The sequence below is a fragment of the Flavobacterium sp. genome, from assembly GCF_965277525.1.
Taxonomy (GTDB): Bacteria; Bacteroidota; Bacteroidia; order Flavobacteriales; family Flavobacteriaceae; genus Flavobacterium.
The window spans coordinates 618642-636828 of sequence record NZ_CBDIDC010000011.1 but is presented as its reverse complement, the minus strand read 5'-3'; the positions used below and the strand labels follow the sequence as shown (position 1 = coordinate 636828).

Genomic DNA, 18187 nt, shown 5'->3' with positions numbered 1-18187 from the left:
CTAAACCATTATTACCGATTTGTTTGTTTGTTTGTTTGTTTGTTTGTTTGTTTGTTTGTTTGGAAGAAAAACCTAAAAAATACAATTAGCATTAAATTGCATTTTAAATCCTAACATAATTTGATAAGGAGCAATAAACTGTTCAACAGCTCCTTATCGAATCATTTATAGTATTAGAAATTAAAGGCCAGTTTAGTAAATAGTTTACGTCCGTTAAAGCCCATTTGGACTGAATCCCATGCACCGCCTGTCTCATTGTCATATGCAGAAAGCTTTGCACCAGGAACATAACTGTAGTCAGGATGAATATTAAACACATTATCTGCCCCTAGAAATATTGTCATATTCTTAGAGATTTTGTAGGATACAAACATGTCTGTAACCATTTTGCCTGAATAATTAAACTCTTCTAAAACAGTTTTGTCCGGGTCATTATCCAACGCGACTAGCGGTGGATACATACTTTCGTAGCCACGACCTAACAGCGAAATTTTGCCATAATACAATAAATGCGTTCCCGCCATCCAATTACCAAAGCCATAATCTAAGTTTAACCCTAGTTTTACAGGAGGCGCAGATGCCTTGACAAATGCTTGTTCTCTGTCACTAAAAAATGCCTGCTGACTTTGATAAGAACTATTTAAGGCACTTGGAACATTTATTTTGTCAATATTTAAGCTATTTAAATTTCCGGTAAATAAGACCTTAATACTTTTGTTGTCAAATCGTTTGACGTAATCCACTACCAGATCCAGACCATAGTTTGTAGTATTAATTGCATTGGCAAAAAATTGTGCCTGAGTAACATTTAGTTCGTTTAGTATTGGTTTTAAGGCCGGAATACTTTCATCAAACTGACCTGATAATACTACCCTGTCCTTAATATTAATACGATAACCATCCAGCGTTACGGTAATTTCTGAAATAGGTTTCCAGGTAAATCCTAAACTCGCATTAACAGATTTCTCCTGTTTCAAATCAGGGATTCCGGCAGCTCTGGTAATCGGACTGTAATTGGGGGCAAGTCTAACTTCAAAAAGACTGCCACCCTGAATATTTGTTAATGTATTGCTATAGTTAATTTGCTGCAATGACGGTGCACGAAAGCCTGTACTTATTGATCCTCGAATGTTAAAATTATCCGTAATTCTGTAGCGCGTTGCCAGCTTGTAATTGCTTGTAAAACCAAAATCACTAAAGTTTTCTGCCCTTACAGCAACACCTACAAGCCATTTATCTGTAGCATCTAATTCTGCATCAACATAAGCCGCTACATTAGATCTTCTTGCATTAACCACATCCCTTGGCTGATAACCCGGAAATCCCTGCGAACCTGTAGCTTTATTGATGTTATAATTTGAATATGAATCTTCCTCTCCAGCGTAAATTTTGTAGTTTTCATACCTGTGTTCCAAGCCAAAAGCTAAATTTAATCCTGATGCAACAGTAGGGATCGCTTTACTTAAATTAAAGTTAACTGTGTTTTGCAAAAATGAAAAACCACCGTCATCAAAATGGGTTTTATCAGCACCAAGGGAAGCATTAAAAGTTTTATCTCCATAAAAATGAAAATTGTTACGCCCCAATGTATTGCTCAGGTCCCAGTTCCAATCATTGCCCCATATTCCCTTTACCCCTGCGGCAAAAGACAAATCCTGAATTTTGGTTTGTATAAGAGGATCGTAATAAGTCTCACCATCTGGTGTGGTTCTTAAAATCGGATTTCCGGCAAATCCCTCAGGGAAGCGATCTGAGCCATCTGATAAATTTCTTGTATAGGCATACGCCTCAGAAGCTTTTATATTTCCTCCCCCAAATGAATAAATAACTGTCTTCGTATCTGCAATCGGTACTTCCATATTATACATCAAGCCCCCAGCAGTTGATGACCCGTCTCCCATAGATCTTCTAACGGTATTAACTGGAAGACCATCTTTAGAATTTATATCTGTATTTAGATTCTGTCTGAATGTTTTACCATTAGTCAAAAAGTTTCCGGAAAAATTGATAAAACCATTATTCTTGCCAAGTGCCACACCATAATTCGCACCTAAAGAAAATGAGTTCCCATCAATTGCTCCACCACTGCGATACTGTCCAGGTTCTTTCGCATAATGCGTATTGTTTCTTGGATCATAGTATCCTGCATAACCTGTGTTTACACTCAAAATACCAGTGTCTTTTTTCAATATTAAGTTGATTACTCCCGCAATCGCATCAGATCCATATTGTGCCGATGCACCATCACGTAAAATCTCTACGCGGTCTATAGAAGATTCTGGAATCGCATTTAAATCTGTTCCTGAATTACCTCTTCCTCTGGTACCGAATATAGTAATAAATGCTGTCTGGTGACGTCGCTTACCATTTACCAAAACTAATGTCTGATCCGGTCCTAAGCCTCTTAACGTAGCCAGGTCCATTTGATCTGATCCATCTGCTCCACTTTGTTTAGTAAAATTAAAAGATGGTGATGAAGAGTTTAAAATTGAAGTTAAATCCATTTTTGCCGTAGGCATGTTTACCTGATTAACCCTGATCACATCAACCGGAACCGGTGTCAAAATTGAAGAACGGGCTTTACCACGCGTTCCAACCACGACTACACCCTCTAAATTTGTGATACTTTCTGATAAGATTATCGTCATAAATTCAGCTGTTGCCTCTACTTCTTTGGTTTCGTAACCTATCACACTAATTATTAAAGTTCCTTTATCGGAAACTGAAAACTGAAAATCTCCATTTTGATCCGTAACAGTTTCGTTAGTTGTTCCTTTTTCCAAAACAGAAACTGCCATAATTCCTTCACCTTTTATTGTCGTAATCTTACCTTTTATAATGTTTTGTGCAAAAGAGCTTATAGGGAATATAAAAATTCCAATTAAAATGCACAGTATTTCTTTTTTCATATTTTATTTGATTAATTTCGTAAAAGTCTATTCTTGAAAGTCCATAATATATTTAGGACAAAAAGATCTAAACATAAATTTAACTGCTGTCTGAGTGCTTAAAGTAATATCATTGTAGCCATAGCCGCAATTGGATAAATTTAATTTTGTTTTGTTCACGCTGGTTTTTTATTATTGGTTCTACATTTAACTATCATTCTTTCAACACATTAAAAGAATCAAGTTTTACTCCGCAAAAGTATTTTTCCTACGAATGAGCCACAATAGCTAAAAAAGGCTATTTTTAATTTAGCAAGAAAAACTAAGGTTTATTGTATTTTTTTTAGTCTTATTAAGAAGGGAATTAATAAAAATACTTAGGGAATACAGTAAATGACAAGCTATTAAACCGCTTCCTAACCAGTTAATAAGAAGTATTAAAATTGAAATATAGTATTAGCAATAATAAGATTGAACAGACTTTGTTTAACTTACTATTTAAGTATTCTTAGATTAGCAAAAAAAAAAGAGAGAATCCTTAATAAGTTTCAAAGGGTATCAACTTATCAAAAAAATTATTTATCATCATATTCCCCTGTTATGGCATAATATCCAAATGTCCCAAGTCCTATTACAATTAGCGGAGTAAGAATGAAAAGAATGATGATTCCAAAAATTAAATCTTCCTGCTTGCCGGAAACCAGCTTTGGATAACCAAACTCAAAAATGCAAAAATAACCTGCTGCCAGAGATAAAATCAGCCACAGTATTCCGAGAAATCTTTTTAATATATTCATGTTTTTTATTCGTTTTCAATATTATTTTTTCTTTTTAAATAAACCATTCCGATAATGAAACTGACACCGGCAATTAAAATAGGATACCATAGTCCTTCCAGATAGAATTCCGGGTCACCCCCGTCTTTAGCATTAGTTTCAAAATAGGTCGATATTGCCGGTAGTAGCCCTCCAAAAAAACCATTTCCAATATGATAGGGCACTGACATCGAGGTGTATCTAATTTTAACGGGGAACATTTCTACCAGGAAAGCAGCAATTGGACCATAGACCATTGCAACGAAAATGACTTGTATAAAAACAAGAAAAATAAGAATCCATTTGTCTTTATCATTAATGATCACCGTGACTTTCGGGTCTAATTTAGCAACTCCTTTGTCAGCAAGAACTGGCTGCCCTTTAAAGAGAGGAACTGTCTTTATTTGTGTCCATTTGGTTCCGTCTTCATATTCTTTTGTAGAGGTATAAATAGAATCTAATTGCTGCTGACTGTTCTCTTTAGTTATGGCAGTTAATTTTGCTTTATCAGTAATTTCCGTTTTTAGACTTACGTCGGTGGTCTCATACATTAATCTGTAAATTGGCCTGTAAAGAAGAATTGCACTGAGCATTCCGAGCATCATAACTGTTTTTCGTCCCACTTTATCACTAAGCCACCCAAAAAACAAGATAAAAGGTGTTCCAAACAATAAGGCAATAACAAGAATACTATCAGCTTGGGAAGAATTTACTAACATAACAGTCTTTATGAAGCTCATAGCATAAATTTGCCCTGTATGCCATATAACCCCTTGTCCCATCACTGCGCCAAACAATGCCAGTAGAATAAATTTTAAGTTATACTTATTTCCTAAGCTTTCTTTCAGGGGATTTGCACTTATTTTACCTTCTGCTTTGGCCTTGGCATAAACAGGTGATTCGTTCATCTTTTTTCTAATAGTATAAGAGACCACGACCATCAAAATAGATAACCAAAAAGGAACCCTCCAGCCCCAATCCTCAAACTGATTGGGAGTCAATACATTTCTTGTCAAAAAAACAACCATCAGAGAAATGCATAATCCGAAGGTTCCCATAACCTGAATCCAGGAAGTCCAATAGCCACGTTGTCCCATTGGCGAATGTTCAGCGACATAAGTTGCCGCGCCCCCGTATTCACCTCCAAATGCTAATCCCTGAAGAATGCGCAAAACCACGACTAACAGCGGAGCCATAAAACCGATGCTTTCATAACCAGGAATGCATCCTAACAAAAAGGTTGAACCTCCCATTAGCAGTAATGTTAGCTGAAAAGTATATTTACGACCAATCAGGTCACCTAATCGCCCAAAAAAAAAAGCTCCAAAGGGACGTACAATAAAGCCTATAGCAAAAGTGGCTAATGTTGATAAAAAGGCAGCATTAGGATTCTCCTCGGGGAAAAATTTAGTTGAAATAACAACAGCTAAGCTACCGAAAATCAAGAAATCATACGCTTCAATCAATGTTCCAACAGAGGAAGCTATAATTACTTTCCAAATTCCTTTTGTAGATAATGCACTCATACTAAAATAATGTTAAGCACGAGAGCTAATAAAAACTTCAAACAAAATGCGTACAAATCCTCTTTTCATAAATCTTTGATTAATTACTGTTCTGCTCGAAATTAATTTTGTGACAGTTACTAAATATTTTTTTTTGTTTTTTTTAACATTAAACCGCAAAATTATTTTTCCGGGCTATATGCCACAATAGCTAAATGACGCTATTTTTATACAATGAAAATAAGCAACTATAGCTTATAATATAAAGGTGTTGTTTAGGTGTTTATTCCTGTTATAGCTGACGAAACAGTTTTTTCATAGTATAATTAATAGACTAATATTTAGTTTATTATGCTATTGTATCTCTGGCTGATGTCAAAGAAGAGCAAATTTTAGAAGTTTTTTGACCTCAATTTTATAGAGGTAAGTATAAATTAAAAAGGGCAAATTTAAATATCTGTCTGGAGTTACTTAAAAATATACAACTATGCCTGTTTTCTTACGTATAGTTTGTCCGGACAGCATAAAATTATAATTCCGATAAGTTTAATTATAAATTTTTTATCTGGGGAACATTATCAAATGGTTTTCAACCTTATGTCAATACATTTTTAAAAGATAATTTATATACTTTATTAAAAAAAAATAGCTTGTTTAAGCCATTGTCGAGTATGAAAATCTCTCGCAAATTTGCATCAAAAACAAACAGAAAGAAAGCTAAATCTTACGTTGAATTATTGCCAAATTATAAAACATTTCAAAATGAGCTATAAGTTTTTTTTGACAACTATAAAATACATTAACACCCCATTTTATGCTATCAAGCATTACTATTTAAAAGCACATTTCAATGAAAATTACAACATTAATGTCTTCATTAATTACCTATCTGGTCACAGGTAAACAAGAAACTAAGACGGATTCGATAATTGGAGAATGGATTTCGGATAAATCAGTACAACCTAACATTGCGATAACCTTTTGTCCGAAAGGAGAAATGACCTTCTCAATTAATTCTGTACAATCCATTTATACTTACGAATTTGTTTCTTCACACTTTGGAAAAATTAAAGTCTCGTCAAGTGTCGATAATTCTGGTATTGCTTATTTTACTCTGGACAAAAAAAACGATCTTAATATTAAACTACTCACTAAAAGTGGTCGGAGAGTATTATTGGTCAAAAATCACAAGTAAACGACTAATATTATTCTAACAATTAACTATGCTGTCACTTTCACTTATCAAGAAATGGACTGTTTTTAAACAGCCTTTTTTGATCTTATAATTAACTTGAATCTTTTAAAATACTTTTGTAGTTTCAATGTATACACATTGACTTATACTAGATTAAAGCGAAGGTTATCTATTTTTGATAACCATCCAAAGATATTCTTTACTTTATAGGGCTATCACATATTGTATCCTTCTTTTTTATCAGGTAATACAACGGAATCCCAGCCAGCATAATGACTACTCCCCATCCACAGGTACTCATCTTAGTGATGAATAACGACACACAAAAAATCGTGGAAAAAATAATATATAACAATGGTAAAACCGGATAGCCAAAAGCACGGTAAGGACGTTCAGCATCGGGTAGTTTTCTTCTTAAAATAAAAATACCCGCAATGGTCAAAACATGAAAAAAAACTACAATGATCATTAAAAAATCCAGGAGTGTACCATATTTACCTGTAAGGCATAATACCGAAGCCCATAAACACTGAATCCATGACGCCCAGGCTGGTACCCCTGCTTTGTTTAATCTCCCTGCTTTTTTAAAAAAAAGATCATCCTTCGCCATAATATAATAGACCCTTGGTCCCGCCATAATCATACCATTGTTACAAGCAAAAGTTGAAATCATAATCATTAATGCTATGATAATGGTTCCAGTATGTCCAAAAATATTCTGGGCAGCAACTACTGCTACACGATCAGATTCGGCATTTGCAATGTCATTCATTGGGATCACTGCCAAATACATTAAATTGGCCAACACATAAATGACACTGACAATAGAAGTACCCAATAATAAGCTGAGTCCAACGTTTCGTTCTGGTTTTTTAATCTCTCCAGCAATAAAAGTTACCCCGTTCCAAGCATCGCTTGAAAATAAAGACCCCACTAAAGAGGCGGAAATAGCCGAAAAAACAACCGAACCACCAATAGTCATCCAGGAACCATTTTCTACATTCATTGATTTAAGAGTCCAGGCATCTAACCAGTTAACATTCCATATTTCTGCTTTTGCCCCTTGTGTAAAACCTAAGATGATTAAACCAACAAGGGATAAGACTTTAATTATAGTTAGAAAATTTTGCAGAATCTTGCTGTCTTTTATACCTCTGCTATTGAGATAAGTAAGAAAAACAATTGTGACAATAGATACTATTTGTGCAGTATTCAACGAAAAATATTCAGATGTTTCTGTTCTCAACTGCCAGAGGACATTGGCATCACTTAGTGGTTCATATAAATAAGCCGCGAATTTAGAAAAAGCGACTCCTACAGCAGCGATAGATCCTGTTTGTATTACCGAAAAAAAGCTCCAACCATACAGGAAAGCAATCGGTTTATTATAGGCTTCTTTAAGATAAACGTACTGTCCTCCTGCTTTAGGAAACATGGCGCTAAGTTCACCGTAGCTGACTGCTGCAATCACAGTAAAGAATCCTGTGAGCACCCAAATCATAATGAGCCAACCGGCCGATCCAACTTGCCTGACAATATCTGCACTGACAATAAATATACCAGAACCGATCATTGATCCTGCCACAAGCATAGTAGCATCCAGTAGTCCTAGTTCTCTTTTGAATGTGCCCTCTTGACTTTCATTCTCCATATAATGTAATTTTTAATAAAGCATTGGAAATAATAAAAAATCAGACAAAATTTAAAGCAATCGTTTTTCATATTCCCTTAATTAATTTGAGAAAAGTTATCGTTAGCAAAAAGATTTAAAAATTGAATTTACTATGAAAAAGCACTCCAAACAGTTTTCATAGCTAAACCTGAAATGTCTAAATTTATTTGAGGTATCTTATATTGGGGTTGGAAATAAACGATTTTTTTTAATTGATTTTTTTTAATTTTAAAGTGCAAAAGTATTTTTCCTAACGTGGTATTGCAATAGCTAAATAATGCTATTTTTAATCTAGTTAAACAAAACAATTTTAAGTAAAAAGCTAATTACTTAATCGATTTTATATTTACAAATAGTTTTAGAATGTCGAATAGTTTTATTTTTATTATATTCTGTAAAGTTTATGCAATTATCTCTGCATTCTATTGTGTTTGCGTAATAGTATTTTCCTGTTTCTAAATCTTTTATCCGAAAATTTGTTGGGTAATAAACGCTGCAGGAAGTAAATACAAATAATATGAATAACAATTTAAATTGTTTTATACCCTCTATTAAATTCCATAATTCATTCCTCTTTTCTCTAAATATGAGAGCGTAATCTTTAGTAGTTTCTATAGAAACTTTGACCACCATTTTATTTAACATTTTGTAGTTAGATTTTAGTGTTTTTATACTTCTCGTTTTCTTATCGTTTCTTAAACTAACTATCAATTTTCTAATAGATTAAACAAACCGTAATTTAAACCGCAAAAGTATTTTTCCTATCCACGTACCACAATAGCTAAAAAGGGCTATTTTTAATTTTCGGGAAACAGACAAGTTTGATCAGAAGGTCTATTTTAGTATAGCAATAAAATTAAAACCCTCATAATCAGTCCTTAATTTTATTTAATTATTATAATAAATTTATACTACAAAATTATTTCCCCACGCCGTGCAAACCAATAGCTAAATAGTGTCATTTTACGATGATTTCCCGGGACATTAAACAACTCCTTTTTTACTAGCAACAAAAGAACTCTATTTAGCACAAATCGAAATAAAGCCTTATGAAAGCGAAACACTCTTCATCAAGGCATATTTATTTAATTACCATTTGGTGTCTCCTCTTTTTATTTTGGTCTGTTTTGAAGATTTTTTTCTACCACTGGATGACCAATCTTAAATGCAGATTCCGGCAATAGGATAAAAGAACCAAGTATTGCTGTCCGCACCGGTAACGGTATCTCCTGCAATTGGTCCTTCCGTAGCACCTAACTTAATGTGGACCAGCGAGTTTATGAGCACACTAATAGCTAAATAAAAGAGATCAGCATTAGTTTCCTCTTTATAATTATTGTTCTAAGTAATTAAAATTGCTAACTAATCGGAAAGTTCAGAAAAAGTTTAAGTGAAAAAATGGCTTGATTTAGCTATTGGCACAGTTGGTTCACAAAGATAACTTTGCAACGATAAATCAATGAATCATAGGCCAGCTTAGTAAATACAGCACAATTCAATTAATTATTATAATGTATTAAAAATAATTACGAATCTCTACATATAGTGGTTTCATCTATTTACCTATGAAAAGAACAAAACTAAATTAAATATTATGATAGGTAAATATTGGGATAAGGCACATACTTTTGAAGTCTATATTGATACTATTCAAAAAAAAATAGCATCAGAACCGAATGAAGAGATAAAAAATAAATATCTTCTGTCTCTTAGTCGCTCAAAAAACATTATCGACAACTATATACTTAGTGATATTCAAGTGAAAGAATTTCAGAAGAAAGGGTTTAAAGGTAAAGTTTTAATTATTGCAGAAGGATGGTGTGGAGACTGTAGCCAATCAATACCAATAATCAATATTTTTTTTCATGACAAAAACCCTGTTAAAATTTTATTTCGAGATGAAAATCCTGATCTCATGCAAAATTTTTTAACAGATGGTAATGAAGCAATTCCTATTGTTATTTTTATTAGTGAAGAAAATGATGTTATTTCTCATTGGGGTCCGCGCACTAAAGCTGGCACAGAAATCTTATTAAACCACAAAAAAGAAATTGAAAAATTTAATAAAGAAGCCTTTCTTACAGATTTACATAATTATTATAATTCCAATAGAGGCAATGATATTATCAATGAAATTTTAGCCATAATTTAACTAAGAGCCTATAATAACTTGTTTAAAAAAAAATGATAAATCAATGGAACATAGTCTTTAAGAAATATATGCTATTTTTTTCGAATTTTAACGCCTAAAATTTAGTTCAGTTTCTTAAGTTATCGTTCAAAAAGTAATTTTAATACATTTTATGCTACTCTTAAAACAGGCAGATTTTCTTTCTCTTTGCCACCAAAAATATTATCAAAAAACACTGGCAGTATTGATAAAATAATTTTTTAGCTAAAAAACTATTAGGGTTTCAACCTGCCAATAGCACTTGCATAACGACCGCCAGAGCAGCCAACAAATAAGTATAACAAGTTTAATCAATAGTACAAATGGAAAAGAATGCTCCTTTAAATGAAAATGTCTTGGATGCTGTTAAAATAATAGTTTCAGGGGAAGGCTTGGCTCAAAATGTATTGGGTGATGTCCAGACTATCAAACTGACAGGAAAGGATACTAATGGGATGTTCACAATAGTTGAAAATGACAATGCACCTGGAGTCGGAATACCTATGCATGTGCATGAAAACGAAGACGAGGTTTTCAGGATACTGGAGGGCAAAATAGAATTTATAGTGGAAGGAAAAACAAGGATACTTAAAGCCGGGGATACTATTTTTCTGCCTCGGCAGGTGCCGCATGCCTTTAAAGTTGTAGGGGAGAGAAATGCAAAGGCAATAGTAACGGTAATCCCATCTGGGATCGAACACATGTTCGAGCAACTAAGCCAGCTTCCTGCAGGGCCGCCGGATCTTGAAAAAGTTTTCGGAATATGTAGTAGTTTCGGGATTAAATTTGTCTAATCGTTTACGTCAACTTAGCCACACAAAAATGTAAAATGGTTCATTCCTTAACATCAGAAAGCATGACCGGATACAAATGGAAATTGTATCAGCATGCCGGATTCTTAGAATTGAAGTGGTTCAGGAATACAGAGGTCAGGATTGGAGAGCGGACGTCTCTGGACCAGATATTCATGGAAAAATGGAAGTAAGCGATTAAAAATAATAAGATACCTATTCAGAATCATTTTCATTTTCATTCTCAAGTGCTTAAAATAGAATACCTTATTAACATTGATTTAAGGGAGTTTTAAATCTTTATAAAAACATTTTAAAAGTTTTGTGGCAGCATCATGGCACAATTTACTACTTACTTTTAAAAAGCGATAAAACATACTCAACAATGGACTTAAAAAAAAGTGTTCGAGACCTATAGGATATTTATTTTTACTTTATAGTCTTTCTAAATTTTGACGGAAATTCTGCGCTACCCGAACCAAACTCATATCGCTGATTCAAGGGACTACCGTTGTCTTTAAATAACGGAATATACATACCTCCCGTTTCTTTTAATATATCAAATAGCTGCTTATTCATTTGCTTTACTATATCTTGCTTTTTAGCATCGTCAATAAGATTATCCAATTCATATGGATCATCCTGAAGGTCATACAATTCGTCAGTATCCCATATTCCGTTATAATGAATATATTTAAAGCGATCACCTCTCAATGCATGCATGGTAGGAGTTTGTGGAAAATTACGCTCCCAATAATATTCATAAAGTAATCCCGTACGCCAATTTTCAGCTTTGTGACCTTTGAGTTGGCTATAGAAACTCATTCCATCTATATATGATGGAGACTTTAGACCTGCCGCCTCCAACAAAGTGGGAGCAATATCAATATTTGCAACAACGTCTGTTATTACTGTTCCAGGTTTTATGACCTCAGGACAAAAAGCAAGCATTGGTATTCGCATACTAGCCTCATAAGCAACACGTTTATCTATAAGTCCATGTTCGCCAAATTGAAAACCATTATCACCCATATAAATAATTAAGGTAGATTCTAACAATCCTTCTTTTTTTAAATATGCTATAATCGAACCTATTGATTCGTCAACTCCCCGCAAAGTTTCGGCATAGCGTTTATAGTATTCTGCGATGTCCAGATTGCTGTGATAAGGGAATTCTATCCCATGCCAGGAATTACGTTGATTCCTTAGCCATATAGGTGCATTTTTATGTAAATTTGATTCCATATTTGCCGGAGGAACAAAAGGAAAATCCTTCGCTTTTCCTTTATCCTTTTCTGCAGGGGTAAAATTGTCGTGTACTCCTTTATGGGAGAGATAAAGCATAAAAGGTTTGTCTTTTTTACGAGTTTTAAGAAAGTCGATAGCGTAATCTGTTAATTCCTCTGTGATATATCCTTTCTGCGGGACATTTTTGCCATTAACATTTAAACCATTTGGATTAGGTAAATATGTTCCCTGGCCTTTAAAAGAAACCCAGTAATTAAATCCACGCTGGGGATCATCATACTCTCCTCCCATATGCCACTTTCCTATCATTGCTGTTTGATAACCTATATCCTGCAAGTATTGCGGGTAAAAAATAAGATTTTCGGATACTGGATTATTATTATCAACTACTTTATGTTTGTGAGCATAAAGTCCAGTAAGTATGGATGCTCTTGAAGGCGAACATAAAGAAGTGGTTACAAAAGCATTTTGCATATATGCACCCTGAGCAGCCATCTTGTCCATATTCGGAGTACTAATGAATGCTTGTGCCTTATCTTTTAAAAAGCTCATTGCATCATATCTATGATCATCAGAAAGTATAAAAATAATATTTCGTGGTTTTACACCTTTAACTTTTTCCAACTTTAATGATCCGTTTTTTTGCTGAACTAAAGTCTCTTGAGCCATGGTATGCAAAATACCTACAAAGAATATTGTGAATTTTAATAAAAAGTGTTTTGTCATATTTCTTTATAAATGTGTAAATTAATTACAAGGGGTAATATTTTTTTTAAGTACAGAAGAGTTGTCGAACCATAATCTAATGAAAAATAAAGAGCTAAAAAATGATATTTAATATTATAAAAATAGGCAAAGCACTTCCAAATACGAAATTATTTTCTTCATTTTCATCTTCCTAAAACGATAAAAATCTTAAGATTTCACAAAAAATAGACATCTATAGATTTTATTATTTATTAAGATTTTCGAACATTGTAATAGTCGTATACAAAACACCTGCTTCGCCTCTGAAAGTTCCTGATCCTCTTGGTTCATTTTTTATAGAATACCATTCGTAGAAACCATTATTATCTTTTACACGTTTCAACATTGGCTGTACTTCTCTATAAGCTTCGTTAACAAAACCATATTTAATTAGTTGTTGAATTGTTCTTGCTCCAAACCAAGTCCAGTCGCCTCCATTTTGATAACTATACATTGTATTCATTATTTTATTCTTAAAAAAACCATTTGGATAAGGAGGATAAAGTGTCAGGCCTATAGAAGGTGCTCCAGCTTCTTTTACTCTTTTTACCATCTCCTCAAAGGAAGCTTTTATTTCTTTTTTAGTCAGTAATCCTGCTTCCATTGCCACAGTTGTACCTCCGAAATAGAAAATATTATTTTCATCAAAATCAGCAGAAAAAGGTGAACCATTCAAATATAAATGCGGAATATATTTTTGTTTTTTGGCATCCCAAAGATAAGTTCGAGTGTTTTTTGCTACATCCGTTTTAATTTTACTCCATTTGATTCTTGTTGCCGGAATTATTTCCATCATGTTATTCAAAGCTACAATAAACATAGCGTTGTCATAAATATCACAGGCAAAATGTGTATTTTCACTTATATCGATACCATAATCTTCTGGTTGTACATCTCCCCAGTCAGCAGTTGTTGCTCCAGTAATTAAGCCATATCTTTTAGTGTAGCGATTTTCCATTAAGAACTCCATCCCCCACTCTAATCTTTTTGCAACAGTTTTATCGCCAACTTTTTCTCTCAAAATTGATTTATCTCCAGTTAACATAATGTATTTATAAACTGCTTGTACCAATGATGTTTCCTGATCCGTTTCTACAGTATTTTTGTGAGCTGCATATCTAGGCTCTAATTTTGAATAAGAGAAATCTGTTTCTCCGGCCCCAATTTCTTCTTTAGGTGTATAACCATCAATAATATTTCCATCCTCACCCTGCATTCTAAAAAAAACTAAAAGATTTTCTTTTATATCTTCCTTTTTAGTGACTTGTAATGCCAACTCTATAAAAGTGTTGTAATCACGAATCCATACTTCACGATAACCATCTCCAGCATTAATCCCTGTTTTTATAACTTCTAAAGCCCGGCTTTTTACAAAAGGCATGTACTGATCATTTTTTATTTTCTCTGATAATTCTTTGTCGATTTTTATTTTTTGTTGAGCTGCTGCAGTAGATGCAAATGCAATAGCGGCTAGTAAAGAAATAATTTTTCTCATATGTAGATAAATATTGTTTTTTTGTAAGATGTAGATTCAAAAATTATTGGCATATCAAAACTAATGGCGACTTCTGCCTGAATCAATTTCTGTTTTTGTCATTTTTTAAATCGTACGTTTTATTTCAATTGTATATGTAAACCAATCATTTCTATAATAACAAATGTTGTACTCAATAGGTTTTCTTGCGGTATCAAGAACTAACCTTTTTCTTTCCAGAACAGGTTGACCTTTTTCAATCTTCAAAAGACCGGCAATCCTTCTACCTGCAGCAATAGCTTTAAGTTTTTCCTGCGAATAAACGGGAACAACATTGTACTTATTACCGAGAATTTCATATAATGGATTTTCAAAATTTTCATCAATAGAAAGCCCTATCCGGGGATGAAAATAGGATTCAAAATATACCATTGGACTATCATCGATACTTCGAGTACGCTGCAAAAGCAAGACTTCATCATCCTCATTAATTTGCAAATGTTTGGCTATTTTAGCACCGGCCTTAATCATTTCTACATTCACAGAAAGATTTTTAAACTCCAATCCCATATCCTCCATTTCGTGAGTAAAACTCATCCAATTGTTCAGATTAGTAGTGATTCTATTTTGAGAAACACGTGTTCCGGAACCTTTTTTTCGTATTAATAATTTTTCATTTACCAAAATAGCAATTGCCTGACGTAATGTGTTCCGGGAAATCCCCCAACGCTTAGCCAAATCAACTTCTTTTGGAAACAACTCTCCGCTTTTAAAATCGGGATGTTTAATTAGTTCACGCAATAATTCCTCAACCTGTTTATGTAAAGGAATTTTGCTATCGTGATCCAATAAAGGTATTTTGTTCATATGTTCATACATATGACAAATATAATATTTTTTTATAAACAAAATTTATTTTTAAATACATCAAAACTAAATCTTATTTAATGTTTATAAAAGTTTCTTTTAAAAATAAAATGATGGATCTACAATTTATGTCGGCTGTAAGTATCGGTTCAATAACTTATTGATTATCCAATAACTATGATTTAAAAATTAGTGAAATAAGCCTCTAAAAACTTTAGGCTCGAAACTTTATTAAATTGTTTTCTGAGTATACTTATTCTTTCAAAGAATACTAAAATCTATAATCAATTTTGAAAAGAATATAGCGAGGCAAAATTCTGTATTCTGTTGAAGTAAGAACATCGCTGTCTAAAAGTTTTAGTATTAAATAAGTTGTTAGCTGATAATGATAAAGAAATTTTGTCGTTCTTTAATTTATAATTTGAACTAATATCAAGAAAGTAATAATTTATTATCTTGAACATTTAAATTAAAGATGAAGCAAAAGCAATAGAGCTACAAAATATATATGAAAAATACATACAAAAAACACGAAATAATGGCTATATAGAATAAACACGGTTCTGTCGCATCTGTCAGAATCAAATATAAACATTTAAGTCATTTAAACGTTAATCTGTCAATTTACGGAAAGATTTAAACATAGAAATCCCTGGTCCAGCGATTTGATTCTTTCTCAACATCTGCACAACTTCAATTTCGCTCAATGTTTGTCTGGCCGATTCAAACTTTTAAAACCTAATCTATTTAGTATAACGCCACTTAATAAAACAGTGATCCTGTTGTGTGCTATTACTGAAATATTTACACTGACGGATTTTAATCTTTGATATTCATTATTTGAGGGGTTTAAAATTCGAAAAATAAAAGTTGTTCCCAGATGCGACAGAACTAAAATTTTAAACTTTAAAAATGTAGCTTTGATAAGAGCTTGCTCGTGTGAGATTGAATGCAAAGCTCACTGTTAAAAGACAAATAACGCCAATAGAAGTTCACTGGCGTTATTATTATTTAATATGTTTAATCTATAAAAAATGTACTTTTCTAGCATAGAAAAAATATGCCGCTGCTTTTTATGATCCAAAATTAATAGTGTCAGAAAAAAAAGTCACTTCACCTGTAGTGATATCGTGCGATCCGCCAACAATTCCAATTTCACCCTTTTCAATCATTTCTTTTAAGATTGGACTGCGTTCCATTATTGATCTAACGGTACGTTTAACATTAATGGCCGACACATTCTCAACAAAAGCAGCATTTGCTGAATTACGATTTTCTTTTGTCTGGGTTTCATCGTCAACTGCAGGTCGTATCTTTGTTAGCAGCGCTGTCAGGTTGCCCATTTCGACGTGGTCGCATGCGCCTTTTACAGCCCCGCATTTTGTATGACCTAATACAACAATAATTTTTGAACCCGCAACTTTACAGCCAAATTCCATACTACCTAAGATATCCTCATTGATGATGTTTCCGGCAATACGCACACTGAAAATGTCACCTAGTCCCTGGTCGAAAATTAATTCCGCAGAAGTTCGGCTGTCTATACAACTCAGAATTACTGCAAAAGGATGCTGTCCATCTGAAGTTTCATTGGCCTGCTGTAAAAGATTACGGTTTATTTTCAGATTGTTTACAAATCTCTGGTTTCCTTCCTTTAAAAGCTCTAAAGCCTTAGAAGGAGTTATTGCGGCCTGCATTTCTTTGGTTAACGTTTTCACTTGTGATTGGTTTTAAATGTTTATAATAAATAAAATTTTTCCGGCTCTTGCGGTTTAGGTATTTCCGATTCTTTTAACAGCTCTTTAATATTAATCTCAATTGTTCTGGCTATGGCTGTCACAGGGGTGTCAGTAGGTCGGTTTCTAAAAGGGTCCTGCATGTGAGTTGCAGATCTTTCCAAAAGAAAAAACATTGTTGAGATAGTCAAAAGCAGGGGGATTTCGAAATAACTTTTTATATCCCGTAACGCAATGGAGAGGGTGACAATAAAAATATAGATAAAAAAATGTAAAAATATGCGATAGGTTACAGGAAAAACAGTGTTTTTAATACGCTCAGCCATTCCCATAGCGTTTGAAAAATTGGATATACTATTACTTAATTGAATTTGTGAAAAGATATTCATGGCTCTTTTTTCTTTCATTTTCAATATTTGAAGTGTATTTAATTGCAATAACGCCAAAGGTTTATTGCTCTGTTTTTTTATTTCCTCTATATCTTCCTGAGAGATAAAATTCGCTAAATTCTCAATAGGGTCAAGACCGCGAAGGTTCTGTCCCAGGCTATAGCACCACGCAATATGTCTAAAGGCAATTTCTTTAACCTCATTTTGGTTTTCTTTGGCTACAAAGGACTGTAGCTGCAATACAAAACTGCGGCTGTCATTTACAATACTTCCCCATATTTTGCGCGCTTCCCACCACCGTTCATAAGACTGACTAAGTTTGAATGAAAGAATAACAGAAATGGCTGTTCCGATAAATGCAGGCACTGTAATTGGCATTACCGGAATAATATTTTTAAATTGAGTGGTAAGATAATGAACCAGGCTTCCAATTATTAATACATAGAAAATTTCATATTTTACTTTATTAAAAAGATAGGAAATCGGGATTTTAGCATGGATCAGCATATATTTTCTAAATTTGAATTATACTGTAAAAATACTAAAAACTATTAGACCATAAATGTTTACTACATTTACTATAACGGTAATTTATTATAGAATTTAAGTGAAATTTGATATAAACGAATTAGGTAAATTAATGGTAAAAAATCCGTGGACCTAATAAGTGAGCGTTGTTTTTAACAATTT

General features: G+C 33.3%; 14 protein-coding genes. 4 read left to right on the top strand and 10 right to left on the bottom strand.

The genetic code is table 11. The features are described from left to right. Window positions 1-173 precede the first annotated feature (173 nt). The 3 genes from ACQY44_RS23295 to ACQY44_RS23285 form a co-directional block, all read right to left on the bottom strand. Window positions 174-2909, bottom strand: coding sequence for a TonB-dependent receptor (locus ACQY44_RS23295; protein WP_428232669.1), 2736 nt, complete (start codon window positions 2907-2909; stop codon window positions 174-176). Between the two features lie 554 nt (window positions 2910-3463). Next, window positions 3464-3685 (bottom strand): DUF6814 family protein, encoded by a 222-nt coding sequence (locus ACQY44_RS23290; RefSeq protein WP_428232668.1) that lies wholly within the window; start codon window positions 3683-3685, stop codon window positions 3464-3466. Between the two features lie 5 nt (window positions 3686-3690). Next, window positions 3691-5229, bottom strand: coding sequence for an MFS transporter (locus ACQY44_RS23285; RefSeq protein WP_428232667.1), 1539 nt, complete (start codon window positions 5227-5229; stop codon window positions 3691-3693). 829 nt (window positions 5230-6058) lie between these two features. Between ACQY44_RS23285 and ACQY44_RS23280 the strand changes: the two genes are divergently transcribed. Beyond that, window positions 6059-6403, top strand: a complete 345-nt coding sequence (locus ACQY44_RS23280; protein WP_428232666.1) for a hypothetical protein — start codon at window positions 6059-6061, stop codon at window positions 6401-6403. 199 nt (window positions 6404-6602) lie between these two features. Here ACQY44_RS23280 and ACQY44_RS23275 read toward each other — a convergent pair whose 3' ends face one another. Both ACQY44_RS23275 and ACQY44_RS23270 read right to left on the bottom strand, forming a co-directional pair. Next, entirely contained in the window at window positions 6603-8054 is a 1452-nt protein-coding gene (locus ACQY44_RS23275) for an APC family permease (RefSeq protein ID WP_428232665.1), read from the bottom strand. Window positions 8055-9236: 1182 nt separating this feature from the next. Further along, the gene (locus ACQY44_RS23270) at window positions 9237-9362 is read right to left on the bottom strand and encodes a hypothetical protein (protein ID WP_428232664.1); all 126 of its coding nucleotides are present in this window, start codon (window positions 9360-9362) and stop codon (window positions 9237-9239) included. Between the two features lie 307 nt (window positions 9363-9669). On the opposite strand from ACQY44_RS23270, the gene ACQY44_RS23265 reads away from it, so the two are divergent. The 3 genes from ACQY44_RS23265 to ACQY44_RS23255 all read left to right on the top strand — a co-directional run bounded on the left by ACQY44_RS23265 (window position 9670) and on the right by ACQY44_RS23255 (window position 11230). Then, the gene (locus ACQY44_RS23265; RefSeq protein ID WP_428232663.1) at window positions 9670-10227 is read left to right on the top strand and encodes a thioredoxin family protein; all 558 of its coding nucleotides are present in this window, start codon (window positions 9670-9672) and stop codon (window positions 10225-10227) included. A 341-nt stretch (window positions 10228-10568) separates the two neighbouring features. After that, window positions 10569-11039 carry a quercetin 2,3-dioxygenase gene (locus tag ACQY44_RS23260; RefSeq protein ID WP_428232662.1) on the top strand — a complete coding sequence of 157 codons (471 nt, stop codon included), beginning with the start codon at window positions 10569-10571 and terminating at the stop codon, window positions 11037-11039. Between the two features lie 35 nt (window positions 11040-11074). Further along, window positions 11075-11230 carry a hypothetical protein gene (locus tag ACQY44_RS23255; RefSeq protein WP_428232661.1) on the top strand — a complete coding sequence of 52 codons (156 nt, stop codon included), beginning with the start codon at window positions 11075-11077 and terminating at the stop codon, window positions 11228-11230. 235 nt (window positions 11231-11465) lie between these two features. Here ACQY44_RS23255 and ACQY44_RS23250 read toward each other — a convergent pair whose 3' ends face one another. The 5 genes from ACQY44_RS23250 to ACQY44_RS23230 all read right to left on the bottom strand — a co-directional run bounded on the left by ACQY44_RS23250 (window position 11466) and on the right by ACQY44_RS23230 (window position 18004). Then, window positions 11466-13010, bottom strand: coding sequence for a sulfatase family protein (locus tag ACQY44_RS23250; protein WP_428232660.1), 1545 nt, complete (start codon window positions 13008-13010; stop codon window positions 11466-11468). A 226-nt stretch (window positions 13011-13236) separates the two neighbouring features. Beyond that, window positions 13237-14526, bottom strand: a complete 1290-nt coding sequence (locus ACQY44_RS23245; RefSeq protein ID WP_428232659.1) for a GH36-type glycosyl hydrolase domain-containing protein — start codon at window positions 14524-14526, stop codon at window positions 13237-13239. Window positions 14527-14631: 105 nt separating this feature from the next. Further along, window positions 14632-15372: a GntR family transcriptional regulator gene (locus ACQY44_RS23240; RefSeq protein WP_428232658.1), complete on the bottom strand. Its 741-nt coding sequence runs from the start codon at window positions 15370-15372 to the stop codon at window positions 14632-14634. 1073 nt (window positions 15373-16445) lie between these two features. After that, the gene (locus ACQY44_RS23235; RefSeq protein ID WP_428232657.1) at window positions 16446-17090 is read right to left on the bottom strand and encodes a carbonic anhydrase family protein; all 645 of its coding nucleotides are present in this window, start codon (window positions 17088-17090) and stop codon (window positions 16446-16448) included. A gap of 20 nt (window positions 17091-17110) precedes the next feature. Next, entirely contained in the window at window positions 17111-18004 is an 894-nt protein-coding gene (locus tag ACQY44_RS23230) for a bestrophin family protein (protein ID WP_428232656.1), read from the bottom strand. Between the last annotated feature and the right edge of the window lie 183 nt (window positions 18005-18187).

Excerpts from the sequence above, each read along its gene's own strand:
- ACQY44_RS23295 (WP_428232669.1), bottom strand. The coding sequence starts at position 2,909 with ATGAAAAAAGAAATACTGTGCATTTTAATTGGAATTTTTATATTCCCT.
- ACQY44_RS23290 (WP_428232668.1), bottom strand. The coding sequence starts at position 3,685 with ATGAATATATTAAAAAGATTTCTCGGAATACTGTGGCTGATTTTATCT.
- ACQY44_RS23285 (WP_428232667.1), bottom strand. The coding sequence starts at position 5,229 with ATGAGTGCATTATCTACAAAAGGAATTTGGAAAGTAATTATAGCTTCC.
- ACQY44_RS23280 (WP_428232666.1), top strand. The coding sequence starts at position 6,059 with ATGAAAATTACAACATTAATGTCTTCATTAATTACCTATCTGGTCACA.
- ACQY44_RS23275 (WP_428232665.1), bottom strand. The coding sequence starts at position 8,054 with ATGGAGAATGAAAGTCAAGAGGGCACATTCAAAAGAGAACTAGGACTA.
- ACQY44_RS23265 (WP_428232663.1), top strand. The coding sequence starts at position 9,670 with ATGATAGGTAAATATTGGGATAAGGCACATACTTTTGAAGTCTATATT.
- ACQY44_RS23260 (WP_428232662.1), top strand. The coding sequence starts at position 10,569 with ATGGAAAAGAATGCTCCTTTAAATGAAAATGTCTTGGATGCTGTTAAA.
- ACQY44_RS23255 (WP_428232661.1), top strand. The coding sequence starts at position 11,075 with ATGGTTCATTCCTTAACATCAGAAAGCATGACCGGATACAAATGGAAA.
- ACQY44_RS23250 (WP_428232660.1), bottom strand. The coding sequence starts at position 13,010 with ATGACAAAACACTTTTTATTAAAATTCACAATATTCTTTGTAGGTATT.
- ACQY44_RS23245 (WP_428232659.1), bottom strand. The coding sequence starts at position 14,526 with ATGAGAAAAATTATTTCTTTACTAGCCGCTATTGCATTTGCATCTACT.
- ACQY44_RS23240 (WP_428232658.1), bottom strand. The coding sequence starts at position 15,372 with ATGAACAAAATACCTTTATTGGATCACGATAGCAAAATTCCTTTACAT.
- ACQY44_RS23230 (WP_428232656.1), bottom strand. The coding sequence starts at position 18,004 with ATGCTGATCCATGCTAAAATCCCGATTTCCTATCTTTTTAATAAAGTA.